The sequence below is a fragment of the Actinoplanes sp. CA-252034 genome, assembly GCF_050956125.1.
In the GTDB taxonomy this organism is placed as follows: Bacteria; Actinomycetota; Actinomycetes; order Mycobacteriales; family Micromonosporaceae; genus Actinoplanes.
This window is the reverse complement of sequence record NZ_CP191846.1, coordinates 9,084,270-9,103,432: the sequence shown is the minus strand read 5'-3', so window position 1 is coordinate 9,103,432 and position 19,163 is coordinate 9,084,270. Positions and strand designations below refer to the sequence as shown.

Genomic DNA, 19,163 nt, shown 5'->3' with positions numbered 1-19,163 from the left:
CCACTGTAATGAGCGAGTACTCACTCAGACAAACGGATTACCGCGGTCGAACCGGATTCAGCGACGTGGCGTATGAAAGAAGCGTGAGCCCAACGAAGCCGTACCGCCGCGTCATCCGGCACCTGACCACGGGATTCGCCGTCGTTCTGGTGTTTCTGGCCCTGATCGTCCCGGACCAGATCTTCCGGCTGCCGCCCGGCAACTCGGTCTTCACGGCGCTCCTGCGAGTTCCGGTCGAGGCGCTGATCGCCGGAGCGCTCCTGCTTCTGCTGCCGCAACGGGGGCGTCTCGGCCGGGCCCGCCGCCCCATCGCCGGAGCGCTCGGGGTGCTGCTCGGGCTCCTCACCGTCGTCAAGCTGATCGACATCGGCTTCTTCGCCGTGCTGGCCCGCCGCTTCGACCCCGTCCTCGACTGGATCCTCGTCGACGACGCGTACAACTTCATGGTCGACTCGATCGGCGATGCGGCCACCGCCGGGCTCGCCGTCGTGCTGGTGCTCGCCGCGGTCGGGCTGGTCGCCGCCATGACGTGGGCCGTGCTGCGGCTCAGCGGCATCGCGCTGAGCCACCGGGTCGGCGCCTGGCGCGGGATCGGCACGGTCGCCGCCGCCTGGGTCGCCCTCACCCTGATGGGCACCCAGCTGATCGGCGGCATCCCGGTCGCCTCGCACACCGCCGCGGAGCTGGCCGCGCACACCGCCCTCGCCCTGCCCAACGACCTGGCCGACCGTAAGCGGTTCGCCGCCGAGGTGCAGGTCGACGCCTACCGGGACCGGCCCGACGACCAGATGCTGACCGCTCTGCGCGACAAGGACGTGATCATCTCGTTCATCGAGAGCTACGGCCGCGACGCCATCGAGAACCCGGCCTTCAACAGCGCCGTCCTCACCAGCCTCACCGCCAACCAGCAGGCGCTGGCCGCCAAGGGGTTCGCCGCCCGCAGCGGCTGGCTGACCTCCTCCACGGCCGGGGGTGGCAGCTGGCTGGCCCACTCGACGTTCCTGTCCGGGCTGTGGATCGACAACGAGCAGCGTTACCGCAGCCTGGTCTCCTCCGATCGGCTGACCCTCACCAGGGCTTTCAAGAGCAGCGGCCATCGTACGGTCGGAGTCCAGCCCGGGATCATCTTCGCCTGGCCGGAGGGCGCCTTCTACGGATACGACCACATCTACGACTCGCACACGCTGGGCTACAACGGCCCCGGTTTCAGCTGGTCCCCGATGCCCGACCAGTACGTGATGTCGGCCTTCCAGAAAATGGAGTACGGCGCGAAGGATCGGGGCCGGCTGCTCACCGAGATCACCCTGACGTCCAGCCACACGCCGTGGGCGCCGGTGCCCAGCATGATCGACTGGGACTCGGTCGGCGACGGCAGCGTCTACGGTCCGATGGCCGCGAACGCCCAGGGCCCCACCGAGGTGTGGAAGGACGAGAACCGGATGCGCACCGAGTACGCCCGCTCGATCGCCTACTCGATGGACAGCCTGCTCGGCCACATGGCGAAGTACGGCCGCGACGACCTGGTGACGGTCTTCCTCGGCGACCACCAGCCGGCCTCCGCCGTGGTCGGCAACCAGGCCACCCACGACGTGCCGGTGACGATCGTCGCCAAGGACCCGGCCGTCCTCGACCGGATCGCCGGGTGGGGCTGGACCGACGGCCTCAAGCCGGACCCGGCCGCCCCGGTCTGGCGGATGGACACCTTCCGGGACCGTTTCCTCGCGGCCTACGGCCCGGAGGGCGACCCGCACTGACCCGTCCCGGCCGGGGACTCCGCCGGGGACTCAGCCCGGGACGACGTCGATGACCTGCCCGGCCGGGAGCCGGGGGGTCTTCGGCGGCGCCGAGTGCGCCGGGTCCAGTGTGCCCAGACGCACCGCCAGGTAGGGGTAACCGACGTCGGAGAGCATCCGGCGCAGGGTCTGCCGGGTGAACGGGATCTCCACCGGGCTGCTCAGCGGCAACAGGCTCACCGCCTGCTCGGTCGCGGCCAGCCACAGCGCGCTCAGCGCCTCCCCGGCGCGCAACCAGTCCGCCGGCCCGTCGCCCTCGCCGTAGAGCACCGCGTACACCGCCGCCCCGTCGTGCCCGTCGCCGGCGGCCAGTGTGCCCTTGACCTGGAAGTCCCGCTCGGCGACCGTGGTCAGCGGCACCTCCTCGGGCAGCGCCGACGCCGGGATCCCGGTGCCTTCGGGCCGTTCACCGCCGACCCAGCTCGCCGTCTCCGCGGTGAGCCGGTAGTCGTGGTCCTCGGCGTGCTGGGCGCGGTCGACCGCCACGGCCAGCGCCAGCACCTGGTCACGCCCGAGCACGTGCAGCCGGGCGCCGTTCTCCTCGGTCACCTTCACCAGGTGCCGCAGCGTGTCCTCGGGCACCTTCTCGTCGGTCACGGTCCGCCGGTCGGTACGCCGTACCTGCAGCATCTGGAAATGCCGGGTGGCCTCCGGGCGTACCGCGACCTGCCCGGCCGGGCGGATCACCGCGAGCGGCTCGTCGGCCGGCCGGTCCACCTCGTGCCGCCAGCCCTCGGCCTCCAGGGCCACCTGCGCGTGGTGCAGCGCCGTCCCGCAGCTCAGCAGCAGCATCCGGCCCTCCGGGTCCTCCTCGCGCAGCTGTCGCTCGGCAACGCCGAACAGCTCCAGCCGGCCCTCCCGGACCACCCAGCGCCACGGTTGCGTGTTGTGGATCGACGGGGCGAACCGTGCCGCGTCCGCCGCCTGGACCAGTGCGCGCTTGACCTCGTCGGTTTCGTTCATGTCCCTATCGTGCGCCTTCTCACCGGCAGCGGGTACGGCCTTCCGCCCCTACCGCCCGGGTGGCTGTATCGCCCTGGGATCCGCGCTGCGCCTCGCTCCGGCCCGTCCCGTGACAGCCGCTAGGCTCGGGCGATGTTCAGTGTCGACCTGACCGAGAATGCCCAGCTGCGACCGCTCGAGCCCTGGCAGGCCGAGGAGTTCCTGGCCCACATGGACCGGGCCCGTGCCACGGTCGACCGGTGGATCCCCTGGGCGAGTGTCAGCGCCGATCTGGCCGGCGCCACCGCCACGCTGCAGCGCTACGCCGACAACGCCGCCAAGGACGGCCAGCGCCTGTACGGCATCTGGCTGGACGGCGTCCTGGTCGGCGGCACGATGTTCGTCGCCTTCGACGCCCGGATCGGCAACTGTGAGATCGGTGTCTGGCTGGAGCCGTCCGCCACCGGCCGCGGCCTGGTCACCCGGGCGGCGCGGGTGCTGATCGACTGGGCGTTCCGGACCAGGGGCCTGCACCGCGCCGAGTGGCACTGCAACCCCGACAACATCGACAGCTCGAACGTCGCCCGCCGGCTCGGCATGACCCGCGAGGCCCTGCTGCGCCAGGCGTACCCGTGGAACGGCGTCCGCAACGACACCGAGATCTGGGCCGTGCTCGCCTCCGAGTGGAAGTAGTCTCACCGGCGATGTTCGCGGAGCCGTCGCTGACCCACCGGCGGGAGGACGGGCTCGACGTCCCCCTGCTGCTCTGGCGTTTCCCGGAGCCGCTGCTCGCCGCCTCCAGCGCGGTCCTCGGCGGCGGCGTCGGGATCCGGGAGTGGCTGATCAACGCGTCCGTCGCGATGTCGTACGCCCGCCCCGACCCGGAGGACCATCTGGCCGCGCTCGCCGCCGGCCTGGGCCTGACCGGGCCGGGGATCGGGCTGCTCACCGGCGTCGACGTGGCCGACGCGGTGCACGTCCGTGACGGCGACGTGCAGGTGCACGCCACGGTCGGGCTCGGCGCACCGATCCGGGCCGCGTCCGAGGAGTCTGGTTTCGATCATCGTCCGGGCACCGTCAACATCATCGTCTGGGTGCCGCAGCGCCTCGCCGACGGCGCGCTGATCAACACGATCGCCACCGTCACCGAGGCGAAGGCGCAGGCTCTGGCCGACCTGGGGCTCGACGCGACCGGGACGGCCACCGACGCGGTCTGCGTGCTCTGCCCGGCCGGCGGTCCACCGGCCGCCTACGGAGGGCCTCGATCGCACTGGGGAGCGCCGCTGGCCCGGGCCGTGCACCGGGCGGTCGCCGACGGTGGCGCGGTCAACCTGGCCACCGGCCGCTCCTGGTCCGACCGGTCCGGTCTTTAGGGCCGCAGCAGACCGGTTTCGATCAGGATCCGCCTGCCGTCGCCGTCGCGGACGAACGTGACGAGCTCCTCGCCCGCGCCCGGCTTCACCAGCACCAGGCTCACCCGGCCGACCTCGACCGGGTCGGCGGCCAGGCGCAGACCCCGCGCCGCGAACGGATCGTCGGTGACGAAGACGTCCGCCGGTTCACCACCGGCGACGCGGTCGGCCAGATTCGAGCCCTCACCGTACGAGACGACGACCTCGATGTTGGGATGATGCGCCTCGAACCCTTGCTCGACCTGGACGAACGCCTGGGCCAGCGACTCGTCCACGGCCACCCTGAGCTCGATGAGCCCCGCCTGCGGCCCCTGCCCGGCGCCGGTCGAGCCACCGGACCCGTTCCCGGTGCCGGTCGAGCCGCCCGGCCCGCTCCCGTCGCCCGCTCCCGTGTCGTCGTGCCGTCCCGCCGCTCCGGACGGACCGGCCGGGTTCCCGGTGCTCTCCGTGCCGGCGCAGCCCCCGGCCGCCAGCACACCGGCCAGCAGAACCGCGATCACTCCACGCATCGTCGCCCTCCGATCACAGCCTTGGATGTTCCCGCTTCGACTGCCCGTCCCGCGCCCCCGGTTCCGGCGGCCGCCGTCTGTCGGCGTTCCGACCGCTCCCGGACGCCCCGCCGGGAATGCGCAGACCCGCGTCCGGAAGCGCACGGCAAATCGGCACAAAAAGTGCCACCGTTCCAGCGTTGCGGACGTCACACCGGCAACGTCATGCTGGTGACGTGCCGGAACGCATCGCCGAAGTAACCGCACTGCTCGCCGAGGTCCTGGCGCCGCGTGCCCCCCTCACCGTGATCGTCGACGGTGGCGATCCCGGAGCCGCCGCGCAGTTCGCGTCCCGCCTCGCCGCCGCGTTCCCGTCCACCGCCCGCGCCTGGAGCGTCGACGCGGTGCTCGGCCTGATCGGCCCCGGCGGCGGCCTGGTCGACTCGGCGCTCAACGTCCTGGAGCCGGCCACCGACCGCATCCTGGTGTACCTGCGTGGCGGCCCCCGCCACCGGTTCGCCGAGGGCGACGGCGAGCAACGTGCCCAGGTCGTCATCGACCACCGCGACCCGGACTGGCCGGTGATCCGGCACCTGCACCCCGACCTGGCCGACGTCGACCGCTGGTACCTCTCGGAGAGCCGGGCGTTCTTCGCCGCCCGCGCCGCCGACTGGGACGCCAAGTTCGGCGACGACATGCCCCGCTACGCCGAGGCGGTGCGGCTCGCCGGGGTGCGGCCCGGCCACGTCGTCCTCGACGTCGGTTGCGGCACCGGCCGGGCCCTGCCCGCGCTCGCCGCCGCGGCGGGTCCCACCGGCCGGGTCATCGGGCTCGACTTCACTCCCGGCATGCTGGCCGCCGCCCGCCGGGCCGGCCGCGACGAGTCCGCCACCCTGCTGCTCGCCGACGCCCGCCGCCTCCCGGCCGCCGACGCGGGCGCCGATGTGATCTTCGCCGCCGGCCTGGTCCATCACCTGCCCGACCCGGCGGCCGGCCTCGCCGAGCTGGCCCGGGTGACCCGCCCCGGCGGCGTCCTGGCGATCTTCCACCCGACCGGTCGCGCCCAGCTGGCCGCCCGCCACGGCCGCGTGCTGCGCCCCGGCGAGCCCCTCTCCGAGGAGCGCCTGGTCCCGCTGCTGGCCGCCACCGGCTGGCGCCTGCACCACTACGAGGACGTCCCGGAGCGTTTCCTGGCCCTGGCCACCCGCGTGTGACTCCGCTGATGGGAATCCCGCCGCCGGCATGGAAGGCTTGCCGGCATGGGCATGGTCAAGGTTGTCGGGCTGGTGCTGCATCCACGCCGTGACTGCGGCGCCGCGATCGACGCGATCACCGGCTGGGCCGTCGAGCGCGGGGTCACCGTGCTCGGCCTCCCCGACGAGGTGGATCGGATCAGCGGCTGCACCGCGGAGGCGGTCGAGGCGGCGGAGATGGTCGAGCGGGCCGGGCTGCTGGTCAGCCTCGGTGGCGACGGCACGATGTTGCGAACGATGCGGTTGGTCGAGGGGCGCGAGACGCCGGTCCTCGGGGTGAACGTGGGACGGCTCGGGTTCCTGGCCGAGGTCGATCTGTCCGGTCTCGGGGAGGCGCTCTCCGCAATCGACGAGCACCGGTTCACCATCGAGTCGCGGACCGCGGTGCACACCACTCTGCCGGACGGGCGCGCGGTGTCGGCGTTCAACGACATCGCCCTGGTCCGGGTGCCGGGGCACGGGCTGGCCGCGGTCGGGATCCGGGTGGAGGGCGGCGGGTTCGTCAACTACGCGGCCGACGCGGTGATCGTGTCGACGCCGACCGGTTCCACGGCGTACAGCTTCTCCGCCGGAGGCCCGATCGTCTCGCCGAACGTGCAGGCTCTGATCGTGTCCGCGGCCGCGGCGCACTCGTCGTTCAACCGGTCCCTGGTGCTGGACCCGTCCGAGCAGCTGGCGCTGGACGTGCTGCCCACGAGCGGGCGGCTGGCGATCGAGGTGGACGGCATCATCGAGGGGTATGCGGAGGCCGGTTCCACCCTCGAGGTCCGGCCGATACCGTCGGCGGCCCAGGTGATCCGGTTCGGGCGCACCTCGTTCTACGAGCGGGCCCGGCGCAAGCTGCGGGTCGAGGGCAGCGCGTCAGCCGTGGCGTTCGACCCGGCGGACGCGGTGGTCGTCGACAGTTTCGAGCGTCATCGTTACGAGGTGCTGGTCGGTGGCGAGACGGTCGGAACGCTGGACTACGCGCACCGGGACGGACGGATCGAACTACTGAGCACCGAGATCGAACAGGCGTTCTCCGGTCGGGGGCTCGCCGGTCGTCTGGCCGCCGCCGCACTCGCCGATGCCCGGTCACGTGGCATCCCCGTCATCGCCACCTGCCCGTATGTGGCGGGCTATCTCGAACGCCACTCCGAGAGCTGAGGACAACGACATCATGGGCCAAGCCGCGATCCTCACGGTCGACGACGACCCGTCCGTCTCCCGCGCCATCGCACGTGACCTGCGCCGCCGCTACGCCGACCGGTACCGGGTGGTCCGGGCCTCCTCCGGCGACGAGGCCCTGGAGGTGCTGCGTGAGCTGAAACTGCGCGGCGGGCGGGTCGCGGTGATCCTCGCCGACTACCGGATGCCGCAGATGAACGGCATCGAGTTCCTGGAGCAGGGGATGGACCTGTTCCCGCACGCCCGGCGGGCACTGCTCACCGCCTACGCCGACACCGACGCGGCGATCCAGGCGATCAACCTGGTCGACGTCGACCACTACCTGCTCAAGCCGTGGGATCCGCCGGAGGAGAAGCTCTACCCCGTGCTGGACTCGCTGCTCGACGCCTGGGAGGCGACCGGCGAGCAGGAGCTGCCGGACATCCGCCTGGTCGGGCATCGGTGGAGCGAGCCGTCGTTCCAGATCCGTGACTTCCTGGCCCGCAACCTGGTGCCGTACAAGTACTTCGGCGCCGACGAGCCGGAGGGCCGTCGCCTGCTGGAGGCGGCCGAGGCCGGGCCGGAGGCGGTGCCGCTGGTGGTGACGGCCGACGGGCGGGCGCTGTCCCGGCCGACGGTGCAGGAGGTCGCCGAGGCGGCCGGGCTCTCCACCAACCCGGGCCGCGACTTCTACGACCTGATCATCGTGGGTGGCGGGCCGGCCGGTCTGGGCGCGGCGGTCTACGGCGGCTCGGAGGGCCTCAAGACCCTGCTGATCGAGCGCCAGGCGGTCGGCGGGCAGGCCGGGCAGAGCTCCCGGATCGAGAACTATCTGGGCTTCCCGGACGGTATCTCCGGCGCCCAGCTCACCGATCGGGCCCGCCGGCAGGCCGACAAGTTCGCCGCGGAGACGATCAGCACCCGTGAGGTCGTTGGGCTGCGTACCGACGGGTCGGCCCGCACGCTCACGTTCGCCGACGGTGGCGAGGTGTCGGCGCACGCCGTGCTGCTGGCGACCGGTGTGTCGTACCGTCCGCTGGTCGCCGACGGCGTCGCCGGTCTGACCGGCTCGGGCGTGTTCTACGGATCGGCCGCCACCGAGGGGCCGGCCTGCGCCGGGACCGACGTCTACATCGTCGGCGGCGCCAACTCGGCCGGGCAGGCGGCGCTGTTCTTCTCCCGGTACGCCCGGCGCGTCACCCTGCTGGTCCGTGGCGACTCGCTCGAGGCGTCGATGTCGTACTACCTGATCCAGCAGCTCGCCCAGGTCGCGAACATCGAGATCCGGACCCGCTGCGAGGTGGTCGGCGCCCAGGGCGAGGGCCACCTGCAGGCGATCACCATCTGTGACAGCAAGAACGGCACGAAGGCGACCGTGGAGTGCGGTTATCTGTTCGTGTTCATCGGGGCCGAGCCGCGGACCGACTGGCTCGGTGACACCCTTCAGCGCGACGAGAAGGGCTTCATCCGGACCGGCACCGATCTGTTGGCGAACGGGGAGCGCCCACGGGGATGGGATCGGGACCGGGATCCGTTCTACTTGGAGAGCAGTGTCCCCGGTATCTTCGCGGCCGGCGACGTCCGGGCCAGTTCGGTGAAACGGGTGGCCTCGGCGGTCGGCGAGGGTGCGATGGCCGTCGCGCTGGTCCACCGCTACCTGGAGGCATAGTCATGACCGAGTGCACCGCAGCGAAGCAAGGGCCGCGAGGGCATGACCGGGAGGCACAGTGATGTCCGACACCACCGACGAGATCCGTCTCGAACCCTGCGAGCCCGGCCGCCTCACCATCGAGGTTCTGCGTTCACTCTTCCTCTTCGAGAAGCTCACCGACGAGCAGCTGGCCTGGCTCGCTGAGCACGGCTGCACCATGCGGGTGCCCGGCGGCGGTCTGGTGCTGCGCGAGGGCGACCCGGCCGTCTCGTTCTTCGTGCTGCTCAGCGGCACGATCACGCTGACCCGGCGGGTCGGGCAGGACGAGGTCACCACCACCCGGACCGAGCAGCGCGGCGTCTACATGGGGGCGACCCAGGCGTACCTGCGGGAGGACGGGGTTCCCCGCACCTATCAGGCGTCGATGCGGGCGATCACCGACGCGGAGTTCTTCGTGCTGTCGGCCGCCGACTTCGGCTCGCTGATGCGTGACTGGTTCCCGATGGCGATCCACCTGCTGGAGGGCCTGGCGCTGGGGATGCGCAGCTCGCAGGCGGCGATCGGCGAGCGACAGCGGCTGGCCGCGCTCGGCGCCCTGTCGGCGGGCCTCATGCACGAGCTGAACAATCCGGCCGCGGCCGCCTCCCGGGCCACCGGGGCGCTGCGCCAGCGGGTCGCCGCGATGCGGCTCAAGCTCGGCAAGCTCGCCGCCGGCAAGGTCGCCCCGGACCGGCTTGTCGCGCTCCTGGAGTTGCAGGAGGAGGTGATCGAGCGGGCCGCCAAGGCGCCGGCGATGACCGCCCTGCAGGTCGCCGACCTGGAGGACGAGCTCGGCGACTGGATGGACGGCCGGGAGATCACCGCCGCGTGGGACCTGGCGCCGGTCTTCGCCCAGGGCGGCATCGACACCGAGTGCCTCGCCGACCTGGAGACCCGGCTGGCCTCCCCGGAGCTGCTCGACCAGGCGATCCACTGGATCGGGTATGCCCTGGAGACCGAGCAGCTGATGAGCGACATCGAGGACGCCACCGGCCGGGTGTCCAAGCTGGTGCACGCGGCGAAACAGTATTCGCACGTGGACCGGGCCGCCCACCAGTGGATCGACGTGCACGTCGGCCTGGACAGCACGCTCGTCATGCTCGGCCACAAGATCGGCGACACGCTCCGGGTGGTCAAGGACTACGACCGGAGCCTGCCGCAGATCCCGGCGCACCCGGCCGAGCTCAACCAGGTGTGGACCAACATCATCGACAACGCGGTGCAGGCGATGGGCGGGGCCGGGACGCTGACGATCCGCACCTACCGTGACGACGATCAGCTCGTGGTCTCGGTCGGCGACACCGGTCCGGGCATCACGCCCGAGGTGCGCAAACGCATCTTCGAGCCGTTCTTCACCACGAAGGCCGTCGGTGAAGGGACCGGTCTGGGCCTCGACATCTCGTACCGCATCGTGGTCAACGGCCACGGCGGCGACATCGAGGTCCGCTCCGAGCCCGGCGACACCCGCTTCCTGATCCGGCTGCCCTTCAACGAGCCCGCGTCGGCCTGATCGGCCTGCCTACAGGAGCCCGCGGACATAGGCCGCCTGTCCGGCGTGCTGGGCGTCGTCGTCCAGCACGCTGACCAGGCGGACCCCGAGGGTCACCGGCGGATCCCAGTCACGGTCGACGATCCGGTCCAGGTCGCCGGGGGTCAGCGTCTCGACCCATGCGACGGTACGGGTGAGCACGGCCCCGAAGTAGCCGGTCAACGCCTCCCAGCTTTCCGGGGCCACCGCGGCGACCTGCTCGGGACCGTGCCCGTAGCCGGTGTCCGACGGGTCCGACTCGAGCCCGAACCGCGGCCCCCAGTCGGCGGTCACATAGATCTGCTCGCCACCGATGACCCCGGTGAGGTGGTGGTCCTGGACCCGGGTCAGGTGCCAGACCAGCCAGCCGATCGAGTTGGCGCCCGGCTTCGGAGCCCAGCGCAACTGCTCCGGCGTGAGGTCACGGACGGCTGCCTCGATCGTCTCCGGCAGCCGGCCGTACCCGTCCTTCAGGATGTCCCGCACGTCCATGCTCACTCTCCCGTGGTCTCGGCGGGCTTCTCCTGCTGCACCTGTCCCTGTCCCTGTCCCTGTCCCTGTTCCGGTTCGGTGCCGGTGTCTCCGCCGGTCTCATCCTGCTCCGGCGCGCCGGTCTCCGCGGGCGTGGTCGCCGTCGGCTCCCCGGTCGTGGGGCGGGCTCGGCCGGCGCGGTGGAGGTGGCCGGCCCGGGGGCCTCCGGGGCCTCGGTCGTCGTGGTGGCGGGCCCGCCGGACGGGGCCACGGCCGGCTGCTGCTTCTGCTCCTCGTCGTCGCTCTCCTCGCCGGCGGTGTCGAACAGGATCGTCGGGCTGCCGGTGTCCCGGCCGCTCGTCACATCCGCCGCGGACCGGCCCGCGAACAGCTCAGCCGTCGTCAGCACACCCATGCCCAGCAGGAAGAAGGCGCCGGTGACGAGGGCGACCCGCTTCCAGTGGATCCGCCGCTCCGGCTTCGAGGCCTCCGTCGTCTCGTCCGCCGTCGTCTCGTCGGAGGGCGCGCTGTCGGCCGCGGCCTCGACCGACGGGGTCCCGACCGCGGCCGGGGCGATCACGAACGCCGACTGGAGCCGTTTCGTGCTGTGGTTGATCGATCGGTGGTAGATCTCCGTGCCGATCGAGCTGATCAGACTCGCCAGCGCGGCCCCGATCAGCGTGCCCGCGACTCCCAGAAAGGAGCCGAGCACCGCCGCAGAGACGGCCGCGAGGGTGCCCGCGACGGTTTTCGGAACATCGATACCGGACCAGAAACGGCCCGCAGCCTGCTCAGACATATTCCCCTGATCCCTGCTCTCCCGCCGCGCGTCTCATCGCGCGCCACTTGCGCGCATCGTCGTGCGTCGTTTTGCGCGGATCAGGAAGCTTTTACCTCCACGGCGTTCGCTAAACCCGCGGACTCGGCCGCGACGTGCCGCCGGGTCAGCCGCCGGGTGCGCAGGATGCCCGCCACACCGGCCGCGGCCACCAGGAACTGCACCGACATCGCGACCCGGAAATCGTCGATGTGATAGTCGTTACCGCCGCCGGTGCGGTAGTCGAGGATCAACCCGATCAGCTCGATCGTCACGAGCGACGCCACGAACCCGCCGACGTTGACGACACCGGTCGCCGTGCCCAGACGGCTCGGTGGGTTGAAGCTGCGCGCGAAGTCGAACCCGATCATCGACCCCGGCCCGCCGAGCCCCAGCGCGATCACCAGCGCCACCAGCAACGGCAGCGGGGCCCGCCCCGGCCAGGCGATCACCACCGCCCACGCGGTCATGTTGATCGCCACGATGCCGAGCACCAGCCACGAACGGCGTAGCGGATGCCGCTGGGTGAGCATGCCGAGCACCGGTCCGGCCAGCATCCCGGTCACCACGAACACGGTCAGCAGCGCGCCGGCCGCGGCCCGGCTCAGCCCCTGACCCGCCACCAGGAACGGCACGCCCCACATCAGCGCGAACACCGTCCCGGTGAACTGGGTGGTGAAGTGCGCCCACAGCCCCAGCCGGGTGCCCGGGTGCCGCCACGAGCTGCCCAGGTCGACGCCGAGCTGGTGCCAGCTCACCGCCGCGCCGCTGATCCGACGCTCCGGCGTGTCACGCAGCGCCGCCAGCGCCACGATCGCCGTGAACACCCCGACGCCGGCCGCACCGAGGAACGCGGTGGTCCAGCCCGCTCCGGCCAGCACGGCGGCCAGCGGCACCGCCGAGAGCACCTGCCCGAGCTGGCCGATGATCCCGGTCAGCTGGGTGAGCACCGGCACCCGCCCGGCCGGGAACCAGCGCGGCACCAGGCGCAACACGCTGATGAACGTCATCGCGTCGCCCGCGCCGACCAGCACCCGGGCCAGGATCGCGCCGCTCAGGCCATCGGTGAACGCCATCAGGATCTGCCCGGAGGCCATCACCGCGGCGCCGGCCAGCACGAGCCGCAACGACCCGAACCGGTCCAGCAGGAGCCCGACGGGGATCTGCAGCCCGGCGTAGACGAGCAGCTGCAGAACGGCGAAGACGGCCAGTGTGCTCGCGCCGACCCCGAACCGCTCCTGGGCGTCGAGCCCCGCCACACCGATCGAGCTGCGATGCAGAACCGCCACCGTGTACGCGGCGAGGCCGGCGGCCCACACCGCCCAGGGACGCAGGGCCATCAGACGCCTTCCGCAGTGCCGGGTAACGTGCAACTACCACCCTTCTCCGTTACACGTACCCCCGGCAACGTGCGTCTTCTCACTCAGTAAGGTGCGTCTCCAGCCACGCGAGGGTCTCCCGGAGGAACTCGGCCCGGGCGGCGCGGTGCAGCAACTCGTGGCCCTCCCCGGGGAAGAGCAGATAGCGGTGCGGGTGGTCACGGGCGGCCAGGGCTGCGACCACCTGCTCGGCCTCGATCACCGGCACGTTGCTGTCGTTGGCGCCGTGCACGACCATCAGCGGAGCGCGCAGCCGGTCGATGCGGTGGATCGGGGACAGCTCGCGCAGCAGGTCGGCGTCGTGGACCGGGTGGCCGTACTTGCTGACCGCGGCCGACGCGATCCACGGCTCGGTGTGCTCGTAGAAGGTGGCGAAGTTTGACATGCCGCAGATGTCCACCCCGACGTCGAACAGCTCCGGGAACCAGGTCAGCGCCGCGAGGGTGAGGTAACCGCCGTAGGAGCGGCCCATCACACCGACCTTCCCGGCGATCCCGGTGCCGCGCAGATGCTCGACACAGGTCCGGACGTCCTCGATCGCGGCCGGGCGCAGTGCGCCGTTGTCGGCGTCCACGAACGAGCGCCCGAACCCCGACGAGCCGCGCACGTTGGCGGCGAAGACGGCGATGCCACGGTCGGCCAGCGTCTGGAAGAGCGGCCCGTGCCCCGGCCGTTCCTGGGCCTCCGGGCCGCCGTGCAGCCACACCACGGTGGGATGCGGGCCGGGCGTGCGCGGGGTGAACAGCCAGCCGGTCAGCGTCAGCCCGTCGTGCGCCGGGAACGACCGCAGCGTGGGACGGATCGCCCCCGGTGCGGCCGGCTCCGCGGAGACCGCTCTGACCTCCTTGTTCTCCCGGTGCCAGGCCCAGACGCCGTTCGGCTGGCCGGGCCCCTCGGCGGTGAAGCCGAGCGTCGATCCGTCGAAGCTCCAGGTGAGGTCGCCGATCACGAGGCCCGGTATCGAGCTGATGAAGACCGGCTCGCGATGCCCGTCGTGGTCCAGGTCGATCAGCGCGACCTCCGACTCGCCTCCCCGGACGTTCCACGACAACGCGGCGGTACGCCCGTCCGCCGTCACCACGAAGTCCTCGATCTCCCGCGGAAGGGCGGAGGAGGCGGCGGAAGCGGAGGCGACGGGTGAAGCCGGGGCGGGGGAGTGGGCGAGCACCTCGACGGCGTCGCCGGCGATGCGGAGGAGGGCCGGGAACTCGCCGTCCTGGCTGAGCGCGTAGACGCAGCCGCCGCCGGGGCTGAAGACCGCCCGCTCACCACGGGTGACCGGCTTCTCCGCGCCGCCGGCCAGGTCGCGCAGCACGATCTGGCGGGCGCCGCGTGGCCCGTACCGCAGAAGCGCGAAGCGCCCAGCCGGATCCACGTCGAGGAGGGTGACCAGATCACCCTCGGTGACCACCGTCCGTGTCCCGGCCGTGACGTCGACGAGCACGGCCGTGGTGAGGTTCTCGGTGAGGGCGAGGACCGGCCGGCCGGGCAGCCACCGCATGTTCTCCGCGGTGCCGGCGCCGAACCCGGCGACCTGGTGCAGGTCGGAGCCGTCCGGCCGGACCAGCCACACCTCGTTGCGCGGCGCGCCGCCGGGGGCGATCTGGCAGGCCAGCCAGCCGCCGCCGGACGACCAGCGCACCGCCGACACCGGCTCGGGCCCGGTGTCGACGCGGAAGGCCAGCTCGCTGCCGACCGGTTGCACCCAGACGGCGGGCACACCGCCACGGTCGGAGACGTACGCCATGTGCCGCCCGTCCGGGGAGAGCGCCGGCGACCAGTTGCCGGCGATCTCCGAGTCCAGTCGGCGCCACCCGGCGGGCAGCACGGTCACGTCGCCGCGATGGAGCTGGCCTTCCACCAAGATTCCCCCTGTCTACAACTGCTGCAACCACATCTCCAGCAGTGCTAGCTGCCACAACTGATTCGCCCCGAGCGTGGTGCGCGGGGTGTTCGGGTCGGCCAGGAGCGCGCTCACATACTCCGGCCGGAAGAGCGCCCGGTCCCGGGCGGCCGGCGCGTGCAGGGCGTCGCGGACCAGGTCGAGCACCGGGCCCTCCAGGTGCCGGATGCCGGGCACCGGGAAGTAGCCCTTCGGCCGGTCGATGACCTCGTCCGGGACCAGTCCGCGGGCCGCGTCCTTGAGCACTCCCTTGCCGTCGCGGGCCAGTTTCAGCTCGGGCGGGCAGGCCGCCGCGATCTCCACCAGCTCGTGATCCAGGAACGGTACGCGCCCCTCCAGCCCGAAGGCCATAGTCATGTTGTCCACCCGCTTGACCGGGTCGTCCACGAGCATCACCTGCGAGTCGAGACGCAGGGCGGCATCGACGGCGGTGTCCGCTCCGGGCCGGGCGAAGCTCTCCTGGACGAACCGGAGGCTGACATCGTCGTCCGCCAGCCATTCGGGATTGAGCTGCCGGGCCAGGTCGTGGTGCGGCCGGTCGAAGAACTCCTTCGCGTACGCCTCGACGGCCTGCTCGCGGGGCACGTGCGCGAGCGGCGGATACCAGCTGTAGCCGGCGAAGATCTCGTCCGCTCCCTGCCCAGATTGCACGACCTTGACGTGCTCTCGCACCGTTTCGCTGAGGAGGTTGAACGCGATGCAGTCGTGGCTCACCATCGGCTCGCTCATCGCCGCCACGGTCCGCTGCACCGCCGGCAGGAACCGGTCCTGACCGATCCTGATCTGGTGGTGCTCGGTGCCGAACTGCTTGGCCACGAGGTTGGAGTACTCGAACTCGTCGCCGCTCTCCCCGCCACCGGAGTCGAACCCGATGCTGAACGTGGTGAGCCCCTTCTGCCCCTGCTCGGCGAGCAGCGCGACGATGAAGCTGGAGTCCAGACCGCCGGAGAGGAGCACCCCGACCGGCACGTCGGCGACCATCCGCCGTTCCACCGCCTGGCGCAGCTTGTCCCGTACCGCCTCGGTCCACTCCCTCCCGGTCGCCGCGACCGGCCGGGTGAAGGACGCCTCCCAGTAGACGCGCTCGGTGGACGTCCCGTCGGCCCGGATCACCCGGACCGTGGCCGGCGGCAGTTTGCGCACCCCGGCCAGGATGGTCCGCGGCGCCGGCACCACCGAGTGGAACGTCATGTAGTGGTGCAGCGCGACCTTGTCGATGCTCGTGTCCACCCCGCCGGCCGCGAGCAGCGCCGGCAGCGTCGAGGCGAACCGCAGTCGTCCCGGCGACTCGGCCAGGTACATCGGCTTGATCCCGAGCCGGTCCCGGGCGAGCGTGACCGTCCCGGTGTCGTGCTCGGCGACCGCGAAGGCGAACATCCCGAGGAACCGGGTGACGCAGTCGGCGCCCCACCGGTGGTACGCCTTGAGGATCACCTCGGTGTCCGACGTCGAGGTGAAGGAATACCCGTGCCCGATGAGCTCCTCGCGCAGCTCCCGGTAGTTGTAGATACAGCCGTTGAAGACCACGGTGAGCCGTAGCCGCTCGTCGGTCATCGGCTGGGCGCCGGCCTCCGAGAGGTCGATGATCTTCAGGCGGCGGTGGCCGAAAGTGATCCGTCCCCCGTCCCAGAGCCCGTCACCATCGGGGCCCCGGGACTCGAGACAGGGCAGCATCCGCCGGATCGCCTCGGTGTCCGCCCGCCGGTCGCCGTAACAGATCTCGCCGGCGATCCCGCACATATGAATCCTCCTTCTAGCCCAGCAACCAGGTGTCCTTCGAGCCGCCGCCCCGCGATGAGTTGACGATCATGCTGCCCGCGGGCGCGACCCGGGTGAGAGCGGCCGGGGCGACCACCGACTCCGTACCGGTGAAGACGAACGCGCGCAGGTCGACGTGCCGTGGGGCGAGCCGGTGCCCGTCGAAGACCGGATGGGTGGAGAGGCTCACCACCTCCTGGGCCACCCAGCGGTGCGGCGCGGTCCGGATCTGCCGGCGCAGCGCGTCCAGCTCGTCGGCGGTCGCGTGCGGGCCGATCACGATCCGGTCGCCGCCGTAGCCGTCGACCGGCTTGCAGACCAGCTCGTCCAGGCGGCCCAGCACCTCCGCCCGGTGGTCGGCGAGGCCGCACAGGTAGGTGGGCACGTCGGCGAGAAGCGGCTTCTCGTTCAGGTAGTACTCGATGAGGCGGGGCACGTAGGCGTACACCGCCTTGTCGTCGGCGACGCCGTTGCCCAGCGCGTTGGCCAGCACGATGGTGTCCGCGTGCAGCGCCGACACCAGGCTCGGGCCCAGCGGCATGCCGTCCGCGCCGGGGGAGTGGACCAGGCTGTCCTCGCCCATCCGCAGGTAGATGACGTCGACCCGGTGCCGGTGGCCGTTCTTCAGCCGCCACACCCGGCCCTCGTCGACGAAGAGCTCGGTGCTGCGCACGACCGGGACCTCCATCGCCTCGGCCAGCATCCGGTGCTCGAACCAGGCCGAGTCGTCCGGGCCCTGGCTGAGCACCACGAGCGCCGGGTCGTCACCGGCCGACGGGCCGGCCGCCTCCAGCAGGGCCCGCTTGAGCAGCTTCGGGGTGTCCTCGACCGAGATCAGCGCGGCCGGGCGGGGTAGCTCGGGCAGGACGCTCCAGGTGAGACGGCGGTTCTGCATGGCGTAGGCGATCCCGGACGGCACCCGCAGGTTGTCCTCCAGCACACACCACTTCCCGCTGCCGTCGCGGACCAGGTCGACACCGGCGACCTGGGTACGCACCGCGGGCCGGCTGATCAGGGCGCCACTGGCCCGCAGCTCCGGGGACCCGTCGATCACCCACTCCGGCACCACCCCGTCGGCCACCACCTGCCGGTCGCCGTAGACGTCGCCGAGGAACATGTTGAGCGCCCGCACCCGCTGGACCAGGCCCTTCTGCAGCTCCGCCCAGTCGTCGGCGGGCACGATCCGGGGCACCAGGTCGAACGGGAACAGGCGGGTCGCCGCCTCGCCGGCCACGCTGAACGTGATGCCTCGGGCCCGCTGCTCGTCGTCGCGGGCGTCCTCGCGCTGCCGCAGGCCGGTCGCGCCCAGCGAGGTCAGCACCGGCAGGATCCCCGCGTACGCCGGAGCGACCCGGCCGCTGGGGAAGGCCTCGTCGCCGTCGGCCCCGTACGCCTCGATCAACGCCGGCGCCGGAGGCCCGGCCGGAGTCGCCTCGGTGACGCCGCCGCGGGTGTCGGCGACCAGCATGTCCACCACGTCGGACAGCCGTCCGCGCCGGGCCAGCGCACGCCGCTGCCGGGCGGCCGAGCTGCCCCGGCTCAACGCCCGCAGCGTCAGGTCGAACACCTGATCCCAGTCGCCCAGATCCTCCAACTGCGGGCGCAACTCGCCGACCAGGCGCTCCACCGCGACGGCGGCCGGCACCGGGACCGGCGAGCGCGGAAGGTCGAGCAGGTCGCCCTCCAGCCCGGACCGGGCGGCCCGCCACATCGCGGCCCGGTGCAGCGGCGGCCGCGCCGTGGGCAGCGGCAGACCGGCGCGGTACTCACCCTGCGCCCGCAGCACCAGGGCCCGGAAGATCCCGGCCAGCAGGATCACCGTCTCGACATCCGGGCTGGCGTCGGTGACCCGCAACTCCACGGTGGGCACGTGCGCCGACGGCCGGACGTCGAAGTAGACCATCTTCGGGTCACTGATCGTCCCCGACGCGATCAGGTCACTGACCAGCGCCTCGTGCTCCTCGGCCGAGTGCAGCGGACCACTGTCGCCGGCGGTCGGCCAGCGCATCCACACCAGGGAGCGGACGCTGGCGTAACCCGAGTCCTCCCCGAGCCAGTAGGGCGAGCTGGTGGAGAGCGCCAGCAGCACCGGCAGCACCGGGGCCACCCGCTGCGCCACCGAGACCGCCTCGTCCCGGTCCGGCACCCCGACGTGCACCTGGGCGCCGCAGATCAGCTGCTCCCGCACCAGCATCTGGTACTCGTGCAGCATCCGCTGATAGCGCGACGTCGGCGTGACCGGCAGCGCGTCCAGATCGACCAGCGGCACGGTGCCCGCCGCGACCAGGCCCAGGCCCAGCGACTCGGCCACCGCGATCGCCTCCCGGCGCCGCTGCACGACACCGATCCGCAGATCGTCCAGGGTGCTGCTCACCGGCGTGTTGGTCTCCACCACCGACCGGTGCAGCTCGGCGGAGAAGTGTGCGGCGTCCAGCCGGTCCAGGATCTCGGGCGCCCGGGGTACGAGCTCCCGCGTCCCGAGATCGACCACGTGCAGCTCCTCCTCCGCGCCGAGCGTGAGGGCGGCCCGGCCGGGGTGCTGTGCTGTTCAGCCTGTAGTGACTCCGTCATGGGGACCGCCCT

Annotated in this window: 15 protein-coding genes; 8 read left to right on the top strand and 7 right to left on the bottom strand. The window is 72.0% G+C overall.

Annotation, left to right across the window (positions count from 1 at the left end):
* Positions 1–83: 83 nt before the first annotated feature.
* Positions 84–1,754 (top strand): sulfatase, encoded by a 1,671-nt coding sequence (locus ACQPZW_RS41115; protein WP_433791451.1) that lies wholly within the window; start codon positions 84–86, stop codon positions 1,752–1,754.
* Between the two features lie 30 nt (positions 1,755–1,784).
* Here ACQPZW_RS41115 and ACQPZW_RS41110 read toward each other — a convergent pair whose 3' ends face one another.
* Positions 1,785–2,756, bottom strand: a complete 972-nt coding sequence (locus ACQPZW_RS41110; RefSeq protein WP_433791450.1) for an Acg family FMN-binding oxidoreductase — start codon at positions 2,754–2,756, stop codon at positions 1,785–1,787.
* 132 nt (positions 2,757–2,888) lie between these two features.
* Here ACQPZW_RS41110 and ACQPZW_RS41105 point away from each other — a divergent pair, with 132 nt between their 5' ends.
* Positions 2,889–3,428 carry a GNAT family N-acetyltransferase gene (locus ACQPZW_RS41105; protein ID WP_433791449.1) on the top strand — a complete coding sequence of 180 codons (540 nt, stop codon included), beginning with the start codon at positions 2,889–2,891 and terminating at the stop codon, positions 3,426–3,428.
* 11 nt (positions 3,429–3,439) lie between these two features.
* Positions 3,440–4,108: an adenosylcobinamide amidohydrolase gene (locus ACQPZW_RS41100; protein ID WP_433791448.1), complete on the top strand. Its 669-nt coding sequence runs from the start codon at positions 3,440–3,442 to the stop codon at positions 4,106–4,108.
* Here the strand turns inward: ACQPZW_RS41100 and ACQPZW_RS41095 are convergent.
* Positions 4,105–4,647: a molybdate ABC transporter substrate-binding protein gene (locus ACQPZW_RS41095; protein ID WP_433791447.1), complete on the bottom strand. Its 543-nt coding sequence runs from the start codon at positions 4,645–4,647 to the stop codon at positions 4,105–4,107. The two genes, ACQPZW_RS41100 and ACQPZW_RS41095, sit on opposite strands and share 4 nt — an antisense overlap.
* A 224-nt stretch (positions 4,648–4,871) precedes the next feature.
* Between ACQPZW_RS41095 and ACQPZW_RS41090 the strand changes: the two genes are divergently transcribed.
* The 4 genes from ACQPZW_RS41090 (at position 4,872) to ACQPZW_RS41075 (ending at position 10,234) form a co-directional block, all read left to right on the top strand.
* A complete protein-coding gene (locus ACQPZW_RS41090; RefSeq protein WP_433791446.1) occupies positions 4,872–5,849 on the top strand; it encodes a class I SAM-dependent methyltransferase in 978 nt (325 codons plus the stop codon).
* Positions 5,850–5,894: 45 nt separating this feature from the next.
* Positions 5,895–7,034: an NAD(+)/NADH kinase gene (locus tag ACQPZW_RS41085; protein WP_433791445.1), complete on the top strand. Its 1,140-nt coding sequence runs from the start codon at positions 5,895–5,897 to the stop codon at positions 7,032–7,034.
* 13 nt (positions 7,035–7,047) lie between these two features.
* Positions 7,048–8,703 (top strand): FAD-dependent oxidoreductase, encoded by a 1,656-nt coding sequence (locus ACQPZW_RS41080; RefSeq protein WP_433791444.1) that lies wholly within the window; start codon positions 7,048–7,050, stop codon positions 8,701–8,703.
* A 61-nt stretch (positions 8,704–8,764) separates the two neighbouring features.
* Positions 8,765–10,234: an ATP-binding protein gene (locus tag ACQPZW_RS41075; RefSeq protein WP_433791443.1), complete on the top strand. Its 1,470-nt coding sequence runs from the start codon at positions 8,765–8,767 to the stop codon at positions 10,232–10,234.
* Between the two features lie 9 nt (positions 10,235–10,243).
* Here the strand turns inward: ACQPZW_RS41075 and ACQPZW_RS41070 are convergent, their stop codons facing one another.
* Positions 10,244–10,744 carry a mycothiol transferase gene (locus ACQPZW_RS41070; protein WP_433791442.1) on the bottom strand — a complete coding sequence of 167 codons (501 nt, stop codon included), beginning with the start codon at positions 10,742–10,744 and terminating at the stop codon, positions 10,244–10,246.
* Between the two features lie 185 nt (positions 10,745–10,929).
* On the opposite strand from ACQPZW_RS41070, the gene ACQPZW_RS41065 reads away from it, so the two are divergent.
* Entirely contained in the window at positions 10,930–11,352 is a 423-nt protein-coding gene (locus ACQPZW_RS41065; RefSeq protein WP_433791441.1) for a hypothetical protein, read from the top strand.
* Between the two features lie 250 nt (positions 11,353–11,602).
* On the opposite strand, the gene ACQPZW_RS41060 is transcribed toward ACQPZW_RS41065, so the two are convergent.
* The 4 genes from ACQPZW_RS41060 to ACQPZW_RS41045 form a co-directional block, all read right to left on the bottom strand.
* Complete coding sequence (locus tag ACQPZW_RS41060) at positions 11,603–12,880, bottom strand: MFS transporter (RefSeq protein WP_433791440.1); 1,278 nt, start codon at positions 12,878–12,880, stop codon at positions 11,603–11,605.
* A gap of 79 nt (positions 12,881–12,959) precedes the next feature.
* Positions 12,960–14,780 (bottom strand): S9 family peptidase, encoded by a 1,821-nt coding sequence (locus tag ACQPZW_RS41055; RefSeq protein WP_433791439.1) that lies wholly within the window; start codon positions 14,778–14,780, stop codon positions 12,960–12,962.
* A gap of 15 nt (positions 14,781–14,795) precedes the next feature.
* Positions 14,796–16,562, bottom strand: coding sequence for an N-acetylglutaminylglutamine amidotransferase (locus tag ACQPZW_RS41050; RefSeq protein WP_433791438.1), 1,767 nt, complete (start codon positions 16,560–16,562; stop codon positions 14,796–14,798).
* 13 nt (positions 16,563–16,575) lie between these two features.
* On the bottom strand, positions 16,576–19,071 hold the full coding sequence (locus ACQPZW_RS41045) for a glutamate--cysteine ligase (RefSeq protein ID WP_433791437.1): 2,496 nt from the start codon (positions 19,069–19,071) through the stop codon (positions 16,576–16,578).
* Positions 19,072–19,163: the final 92 nt, after the last annotated feature.

Coding starts and splice junctions, on each gene's coding strand:
- ACQPZW_RS41110 (WP_433791450.1), bottom strand. CDS start 2,756: ATGAACGAAACCGACGAGGTCAAGCGCGCACTGGTCCAGGCGGCGGAC.
- ACQPZW_RS41105 (WP_433791449.1), top strand. CDS start 2,889: ATGTTCAGTGTCGACCTGACCGAGAATGCCCAGCTGCGACCGCTCGAG.
- ACQPZW_RS41100 (WP_433791448.1), top strand. CDS start 3,440: ATGTTCGCGGAGCCGTCGCTGACCCACCGGCGGGAGGACGGGCTCGAC.
- ACQPZW_RS41085 (WP_433791445.1), top strand. CDS start 5,895: ATGGGCATGGTCAAGGTTGTCGGGCTGGTGCTGCATCCACGCCGTGAC.
- ACQPZW_RS41080 (WP_433791444.1), top strand. CDS start 7,048: ATGGGCCAAGCCGCGATCCTCACGGTCGACGACGACCCGTCCGTCTCC.
- ACQPZW_RS41075 (WP_433791443.1), top strand. CDS start 8,765: ATGTCCGACACCACCGACGAGATCCGTCTCGAACCCTGCGAGCCCGGC.
- ACQPZW_RS41070 (WP_433791442.1), bottom strand. CDS start 10,744: ATGGACGTGCGGGACATCCTGAAGGACGGGTACGGCCGGCTGCCGGAG.
- ACQPZW_RS41060 (WP_433791440.1), bottom strand. CDS start 12,880: ATGGCCCTGCGTCCCTGGGCGGTGTGGGCCGCCGGCCTCGCCGCGTAC.
- ACQPZW_RS41050 (WP_433791438.1), bottom strand. CDS start 16,562: ATGTGCGGGATCGCCGGCGAGATCTGTTACGGCGACCGGCGGGCGGAC.